The 7,126-nt window shown below is 69.9% G+C and carries 9 protein-coding genes; 5 read left to right on the top strand and 4 right to left on the bottom strand.

All coding sequences use genetic code 11. The annotated features are described in order from the left end of the window. Positions 1 to 72: 72 nt before the first annotated feature. The 3 genes from EQG76_RS05220 to EQG76_RS05210 are packed head-to-tail and all read left to right on the top strand — an operon-like array spanning position 73 to position 1,918. Positions 73 to 723, top strand: a complete 651-nt coding sequence (locus EQG76_RS05220; RefSeq protein ID WP_159711226.1) for an alpha/beta hydrolase — start codon at positions 73 to 75, stop codon at positions 721 to 723. Positions 724 to 761: 38 nt separating this feature from the next. Further along, positions 762 to 1,361: a helix-turn-helix domain-containing protein gene (locus EQG76_RS05215; protein ID WP_159711224.1), complete on the top strand. Its 600-nt coding sequence runs from the start codon at positions 762 to 764 to the stop codon at positions 1,359 to 1,361. Continuing rightward, positions 1,358 to 1,918, top strand: a complete 561-nt coding sequence (locus EQG76_RS05210) for a GNAT family N-acetyltransferase (RefSeq protein ID WP_159711222.1) — start codon at positions 1,358 to 1,360, stop codon at positions 1,916 to 1,918. Before EQG76_RS05215 ends, EQG76_RS05210 begins: the two co-directional genes overlap by 4 nt. On the opposite strand, the gene EQG76_RS05205 is transcribed toward EQG76_RS05210, so the two are convergent. After that, the gene (locus tag EQG76_RS05205; RefSeq protein ID WP_159711220.1) at positions 1,887 to 2,765 is read right to left on the bottom strand and encodes a LysR family transcriptional regulator; all 879 of its coding nucleotides are present in this window, start codon (positions 2,763 to 2,765) and stop codon (positions 1,887 to 1,889) included. The genes EQG76_RS05210 and EQG76_RS05205 overlap by 32 nt on opposite strands. A 144-nt stretch (positions 2,766 to 2,909) precedes the next feature. Here EQG76_RS05205 and EQG76_RS05200 point away from each other — a divergent pair, with 144 nt between their 5' ends. Then, positions 2,910 to 3,950, top strand: a complete 1,041-nt coding sequence (locus EQG76_RS05200; protein ID WP_159711218.1) for a bile acid:sodium symporter family protein — start codon at positions 2,910 to 2,912, stop codon at positions 3,948 to 3,950. Between the two features lie 4 nt (positions 3,951 to 3,954). On the opposite strand, the gene EQG76_RS05195 is transcribed toward EQG76_RS05200, so the two are convergent. From EQG76_RS05195 to EQG76_RS05185, 3 genes are all read right to left on the bottom strand, one after another. Continuing rightward, the gene (locus tag EQG76_RS05195; RefSeq protein ID WP_159711216.1) at positions 3,955 to 4,599 is read right to left on the bottom strand and encodes a ChrR family anti-sigma-E factor; all 645 of its coding nucleotides are present in this window, start codon (positions 4,597 to 4,599) and stop codon (positions 3,955 to 3,957) included. Further along, positions 4,596 to 5,195: a sigma-70 family RNA polymerase sigma factor gene (locus EQG76_RS05190; protein ID WP_159711214.1), complete on the bottom strand. Its 600-nt coding sequence runs from the start codon at positions 5,193 to 5,195 to the stop codon at positions 4,596 to 4,598. The genes EQG76_RS05195 and EQG76_RS05190 overlap by 4 nt, the downstream gene beginning before the upstream one ends. 63 nt (positions 5,196 to 5,258) lie before the next feature. After that, positions 5,259 to 6,659, bottom strand: a complete 1,401-nt coding sequence (locus EQG76_RS05185; protein ID WP_159711212.1) for an FGGY-family carbohydrate kinase — start codon at positions 6,657 to 6,659, stop codon at positions 5,259 to 5,261. A 95-nt stretch (positions 6,660 to 6,754) separates the two neighbouring features. On the opposite strand from EQG76_RS05185, the gene EQG76_RS05180 reads away from it, so the two are divergent. Then, positions 6,755 to 7,126 (top strand): class II aldolase/adducin family protein (locus tag EQG76_RS05180; RefSeq protein ID WP_200840570.1); only part of this gene is annotated, 372 nt, incomplete at its 3' end.

Genomic DNA, 7,126 nt, shown 5'->3' with positions numbered 1-7,126 from the left:
TGCCTAGCATCCCACCGGCTTTCATGGTGCCCATCTTGATTGTCCTGCAGGACACGCCGCAAGCATCGAAGAATGACCGACCTGCCCAGCTTCATCCATGGCCCCGTCAGCGGCACCTCCCCGAGTGCCTGCGTCGTCCTGCTGCACGGCCTGGGCGCCGACGGTGCCGACCTGATCGAGCTGGCGCCGGCCCTGGCCGCGGCCCTGCCGGACGCGGTGTTCCTGGCCCCCGACGCGCCGCAGCCTTGCGATCTCGCGCCGTTCGGCCGCCAATGGTTCTCGCTCCAGTCACGGCTGCCGGCCGACATGGCTCGCGGTGCCGAAGCGGCTTCGCCCATCCTGGCGGCGTTTCTCCACGCGACGCTCGAGCGCTTCACCCTGCCGCCTTCGGCGCTGGCGCTGCTGGGGTTCTCGCAGGGAGCCATGATGGCGCTGCAGGTCGGCCTGCGCATGGCGCCGGCACCTGCGGCCATCGTGGGCCTTTCCGGCCGCTTCCTCGAAACAGGCCCACTGCCGGGCCCGCCCCGGCCGCCCGTGCTGCTGGTGCATGGCGAGGCTGACGACGTCGTGCCATTCACGGAGCTGGCCGCGGCCCGGGCAGCGCTCGGCAGGCTGGGCGTCGCGGTGGAGGCGCATGCCCGTCCCCGGCTGGGCCACGCGATCGACCCAGACAGCGTGCGGCCCGCCGCTGCCTTCCTGCGGCGGCATCTGATCCGCACGTAGCGCTTGGATTCCATTAAATTGGAATCTACGCTGAATATATGAGTATAGAAGCGGCTGAACTTGACCGGCGCATCGGCGCGCGGCTTCGCAACCTGCGTAGCGAGAGCGGCCTGACGCTGGATGATCTGGCGGCGCGCGCCGGGGTCAGCCGCTCCATGCTCTCGCGGATCGAGCTCGGCCAGTCCAGCCCCACCGCGCAGCTGCTCGCCCGGATCTGCGGCGGGCTCGGCATCACCCTTTCCATGCTGTTCGCCGGCAGCGAAGCGGCCGGCAACCCCGTGTGCCGCCGTGCCGACCAGCCGGTCTGGCGCGATCCCGAGACCGGCTATCAGCGTCGTGCCGTTTCCCCGGCCGGAACCGGCTCGCCGGTCGACATCGTCGAGATCGAGTTCGCGCCGGGCGGCAGCGTGACCTTCGCCGGTCTGCCGCTGGCCGGGATCGATCAGCATGTCTGGGTGCTCGAGGGGCGCCTCGAGCTGCGCCAGGGCGACGAGCTGACCCTGCTGGAGACGGGCGACTGCCTGATGATGCGCTTCGGCCCGCCCGCCAGCTTCCGCAACCCCGACGACCGCCCGCTCCGCTATCTCCTGGTGACCGGCCGGAGCGTGCTGCAGCCACGACAGGAGCCGCTTCGATGACCGACGAGATCCGGATCCGCGGGCTGGAGGCAGAGGAGGCCGCCGCCCGGCTGGACGAGCTGACGGAGATCCTGGCCGACGCGGTGGCGTCCGGTGCTTCGGTCAATTTCCTGGCCGGCTTCTCCCGAAGGGATGGCCGGGCCTTCTGGCAGAGCCAGCTGCCGGGCTTCGCCGGGGGCAGCAAGCAGCTGATCGTCGCCGAGGACGGATCGGGCCTGGTCGGCACCGTGATGCTGATGTTCGCCCACCAGCCGAACGCGCCGCATCGTGGCGAGATCGGCAAGATGCTGGTGCATTCTCGGGCGCGGCGCCGGGGCATTGGTCGCCGCCTCCTCCAAGCCGCCGAGGCGGCAGCCCAAGCCGCCGGCCGGACCCTCCTGATGCTCGATACCGAGACCGGCAGTGCTGGCGAGCATCTCTACCGCAACTGCGGCTGGATCGAGTTCGGCCAGGTGCCGGGCCACAGCTTCACGACCGACGGCCGGATCGGCCGGACCACCTTCTTCTATAAGCAATTGGCCGAGCTCATCCCGCTTCGCCCGAGCGCCCCAGCCTGATCCGCCCGGCATTGCCCAGGATCATGTCGCCTAGCGCCTGCGCGGCCTGATCGGGGCGGCCTGGGCCCACCACCACGAACTCGATCCGGCCGAGCTTGGGCAGGTGGCGGGAGGCGGCGAGCGGTACCAGGCCCTGCGGGATCAGTCTCGCCGAGTGCGGGGCCAGGCCCAGTCCGGCCAGGGCCGCGGCCCGCAGGCCGCTGAGGCTGCCACTGGTGCATACCACCCGCCAGGCGCGCCCGGCCCGCTCCAGCGCGTCGATCGCCAGTGCGCGGGTGATGCTGGGCGGCGGGAACAGGACGAGCGGCAGGGGCGCTGCCGGGTCCGGGCGGATGCCGGGCCGGCCGACCCAAACCACTTCCTCCTCCCAGGCCACCCGTCCCCGCTCGTCCCCGGCACGCCGCTTGACGAAGATCAGGTCGAGCTCGCCCGCGTCGTATTTCTCGTAGAGCAGGCCGCTCAGCCCCACCGTCAGCTCCAGGTCGACCGAGCTGTGCTGCTCGGCGAACTCGGCCAGCACGTCGGGCAGGGCGGAAAGCGCGAAATCCTCCGACGCGCCGAAGCGCAGATGGCCACGCAGCGCCGAGCCCGCCAGGAACGCATCGATCCGGCGGTTGGCATGCAGGGCATCGTGCGCGAGCGGCAGGAGTGCGTCGCCGTCCGGGGTGAGTGCCACCGCATGGGTGTCGCGGGCGAACAGATGGCGCTTGAGCGACCGTTCCAGCCGGGCGACGTGCTGGCTGACCGTGGACTGGCTGAGATGCAGCTCGCGGGCCGCGGCGGTGAAGCTCTTGCGCTCGGCCACGGCGACGAAGGTGCGGAGCAGGACGGGGTCTACCAGGCGCATCGGGCACTCCCCCACGGCCGGTCCGTGCGGATGGTCATCACGTTACCGGATGGCTATTATCGTTTCCATTTCGGCGTCGGATGACCGATCCTGCTGATACCTGGCAGACCGCCGTGATGAACCTTCGAGAAGGCCCAGCACCTCGTGCCGTTCCGCTCCGTCCTGTCCCGCTTCGGCATCGATCCCTACTTGATCGCCCTGATCCTGACGGTCGCCCTGGCCTCGCTGCTGCCGGTGTACGGAACCGGTGCAGAGATCATGGGCCAGGTCGTCTATGCCGCGGTGGCGCTCCTGTTCTTCCTCTACGGGGCAAAGCTCTCGCCCAAGGCCGTGCTGGAAGGGCTGCTGCACTGGCGGCTCCAGTCGATCGTGTTCCTGAGCACCTTCCTCCTGTTCCCGCTGATCGGCCTGGGCGTCACCTGGGCGGTGGGGCTGTTCCTGCCGGACGAGCTGGTGGTCGGGCTGATGTTCCTGTGCGTGCTGCCCTCCACCGTGCAGTCCTCGATCGCCTTCACCTCGATCGCACGTGGCAACGTTCCGGCGGCCTTGTGCAGCGCGTCCCTGTCCAACCTGGTCGGCATGGCGCTGACCCCGCTGCTGGTGGCGCTGCTGCTCAGCTCCAGTGGGGTGAGCTTCAGCCTGGATTCGTTGTGGAAGATCCTGCTCCAGCTGCTGGCGCCGTTCCTGGCGGGTCAGGCCCTGCGCCCGCTGATCGGTAAGTGGCTCGCGGCACGCAAGCGGGTGGTGGGGCTGGTCGACCGCGGCTCGATCCTGCTCGTGGTCTATGCCGCATTCAGCCAGGGCATGGTCGCCGGGATCTGGAGCCAGCTCGGCTGGGCCGACCTGGCAATCGTCCTGGTCCTGGACGTCCTGATCCTGGCCCTGGTCCTGGCGATCACCACCCTGGTCAGCCGGCGCGGCGGCTTTGCCAAGGAGGACGAGATCGCCATCGTGTTCTGCGGCTCCAAGAAGAGCATGGCCGCCGGCATCCCGATGGCGCACATCCTGTTCCCGGCCGCGACCATGGGCATGATCGTGCTGCCGCTGATGCTGTTCCACCAGATCCAGCTGTTCGTCTGCGCGACGCTCGCCCAACGCTACGCGCGCCGTCCCGACGGGAAGAGGCCCGGCAAGGTCGAGGAGCCCAAGGCCGGCAAGGTGACCGCCGTGCCGTCCTCGGTCTGAGCGCTCAGACCCGGATGACCCCGTTCAGGAGGCGCAGGATCGGGTCGGTCAGGCGCCGCCCGGCATCGGTGACCGCCAGGCAGTAGCAGTCCTCACCGCGCTCGGCCCAGGGCCGGTGGTCGACACTGGCGTCCGCCAGCGCCAGGTCGCCGCGCCGGTAGCTCCCGGTATTGTCCCGATAGGCGCCGCGGATCACCACGGTGAGCTCGGTGCCTTCGTGGGTGTGTTTGGGCACGGGCCAGCCGGCCTTCAGCCGGAAGAACCGCGTGTCGTAGCCGGGAATGTCGGTCAGGAGCGGATACTCGGACAAGGGGCCGCGCCAGACCCAGGGCAACTCGTCCAGCGGTGCGGGCAGGTGGCGTGCCAGCACGGCCGGGACGCCCTGGTCCAGCCCGTGCAGCACCGGGGCGGGCGGTGCCGGCGCATCGAGCCGCGCCAGTACCGCCTCCAGGCTGCCCGGTGCCGGCGGCACATCGTCCAGTTCCTCCAGGAAGGCGCCGCCCAGTGCCTCGTAGGCCAGAAGCTGGCTGCGCGCCCCCCGGTTGAGCGCCACATGGGTTGCGACCGCCAGGGCCAGGGGCTCTGGCAGCCGGCCCGCGGCATGGGCCAGGAGCAGGTCGTGGCGCATCTCGTCCATGGCGCCGCTCATGGCTCGGACTCCTGACCCTGGCCACCGCCGATCAGCGTCCGCATCTTGCCGAGTGCGAGCCGCAGCCGCGATTTGACCGTGCCGAGCGGCAGCGCCATCTCTTCGGCGATGGCACTGTGCGACTTCTCCTCGAAATAGAAGATCCTCAACAGCCTGGCCTGTTCGGGCGGCAGTGTCGCCACCGCTTCCAGCATGCGCTCGCGCATCTGCCTCGCCGCCACGATCTCGTCACTGAGCGGCTGGCCGTCCGGCTCCTCCAGCGCGCGTTCGTCCAGCTCCGCTTCCGCACCCCGGTCGCGCCGCAGGAGGTCGATGCGCCGGTTGCGGGCGATGGTGTAGATCCAGGTGGCCGGGGAGGCCAGCCGCCGGTCGTACTGGCCGGCACGGCGCCATACCGACAGCATGACCTCCTGGCAGAGATCGTCCGCCGCCGGGTCGGCCACGCCCAGGCGGCGTAGGTACGACTTCACCTTCGGCGCGAAGTGGCGGAACAGCAGGGCGAACGCCTCGCGGTCGCCGCTGGCCGCCACCTGCTCGATCAGCCGGGCCAGGTCCGGCGGGGCGGTGCCGTCTGCCGGCTGGTGCTGGCGTTCCATGCGAATGGTTATCGTCCGGCATCGCGCAGGATCAAGCCGTCCCCGCCCATCCGGCCAGCCCCGTCAGCCATGCTCGACCGCCGCTCGCCAGCGCTGGCGGTATTCCGCCAGCCCCGCGAGCTCGGCCGGGGCCACCGACGTCAGCTCGATCGGCGGGGTCGGGCGGATCTTGCGCCAGTGGAGCTCCGCAGCACCCAGCGCGGTGCTGTCCGGCTCGGCCGAGACGGACAAAGGCTGCGGCGCCCGCAGGGCCGCCAGGATCGGGGCATAGAGCCGGTCCTTGGCCAGCCCGCCGGCCAGGATCATCTGTCCTTTGCTCTTGAGCAGGTCCAGGACCACGTCGGTGCCGAGCGCCACGTAGAGCGAGGCCAGCGCCCTGGCCTCGATTGGATTGGCCAGCTCCGGGCCGGTCACTCGGCCCTTGCCGGCCGTGCCAGGGAAGGTGTCGCCATTGGCGTTGAAGGTCGGCAGCGCCATGGTGCCCCGCTCGATCAGCCGGCGCACCACCGCTAGGTCGGGCTCGCCGCCGCCGCTGCCCTCGAGCTGGGCGACCAGCTCGAACTCGCGGCCGGCCATGAACCTCGCCGTGGCGACCGGCCGGCCGGTGAAGTCGGTGTTGCTCACCATGTCGCGGGCCGGGTCGAGCTCGGCGAGCGGCAGGTCGGTGTCGAAGGTGATCAGCCAGGTGCCGGACGAGAGCAGGGTGAAGTGGTCGAGCCCGGCCATCCGGTAGCGGCCATAGTCGGCATTGCTGTCATGGATGCCCACCAGCACCGGCGTACCCGCGGGGATCCCGGTCTTATCGGCCAGCTCCGCCCGGATCGGGCCCAGCACGTCGCCGGCACGGCGGCGTTGCGGGAACAGCCGGTCGAAGCCGAACCGGCGCGCGGTGCTGGACCACTCGCCGGTCGAGGTGGCGATCAGCTGGGTCTGGGCACCCAGCGCGCAATGCTCCCAGGCGAGCTGGCGCGAGAGCCGGTAGGCCCAGTACTGGCCGAGCGGCACCACCGTCCTGACCTTTGCGAACTGCCCGGGATACTCGTGCCGGGCGCGCCAAAGCTGGCGGGCCAGCAGCATGCCGTTGGGTGCAATCGAGCAGAAAGTCTCGTTGAACGGCGGGGCGACCTCGGCATAGCTTCGGATCACCTCCTCTGGATGCTCGTCCTCGTAGTCCATGATCGGGAAGGCCAGCTCGCCCGCCTCGTCCAGCATGGCGCAGGTCGAGCCATAGGCGGTGGGCACGATTGCCACGACGTTCACCTCCCGCGCCAGCTCGCCGAGTGCCTCGATCATCCAGGCCTCAGTGGCCTGGACGTCGGGATGGCGCCAGGGCGGGCCCGGCAGGGTCGAGTTGGGCGTGCGGCGCTGGGCGAGGACCCCGCCGTCCGCATCGACGGCGAGCAGCTTGATGTTGGTCTTGCCGACGTCGAGCACCAGCACCGCATCCCGCCGACCTTCGCCCATTCCGGCGCTCCCCTCGCTCAAGCCCCCGCATGTTGACAGAGGTGCTGACCACGGCCCAGCCTTTCCTCCGTCAAGCGCAGGGAGTTGGCAGGAACATGGCGAAGGTCAAGCACCGCAAGCTCAGGCAGGAGATCATCGATGCCTGCCTGCGCATGACCGAGCTCGGCATCAACCAGGGTACCTCCGGCAACATCAGCGCGCGCATCGACGAGGGCATCATCATCACGCCCACCGGGATGCCCTACGAGGACTTGACGCCTGCAGACCTGCCAGTGGTGTTCTGGGACGGGACCTATGCGGGCGACCGTATGCCGTCCTCGGAATGGCGCTTCCATTGGGACATCCAGCGCAGCCGGCGCGACATCAACGTGGTGGTCCACAACCACGCCATGCATTGCGTGGCTCTGGCCTGCATGCACGCCTACATCCCGGCCTTCCACTACATGGTCACGATCGCGGGTGGCCAC

It is taken from the genome of Geminicoccus flavidas (assembly GCF_009806515.1).
Taxonomy (GTDB): Bacteria; Pseudomonadota; Alphaproteobacteria; order Geminicoccales; family Geminicoccaceae; genus Geminicoccus; species Geminicoccus flavidus.
Note: the sequence above shows the minus strand (reverse complement) of the source record. Positions and strands in the feature narration are given on the sequence as shown.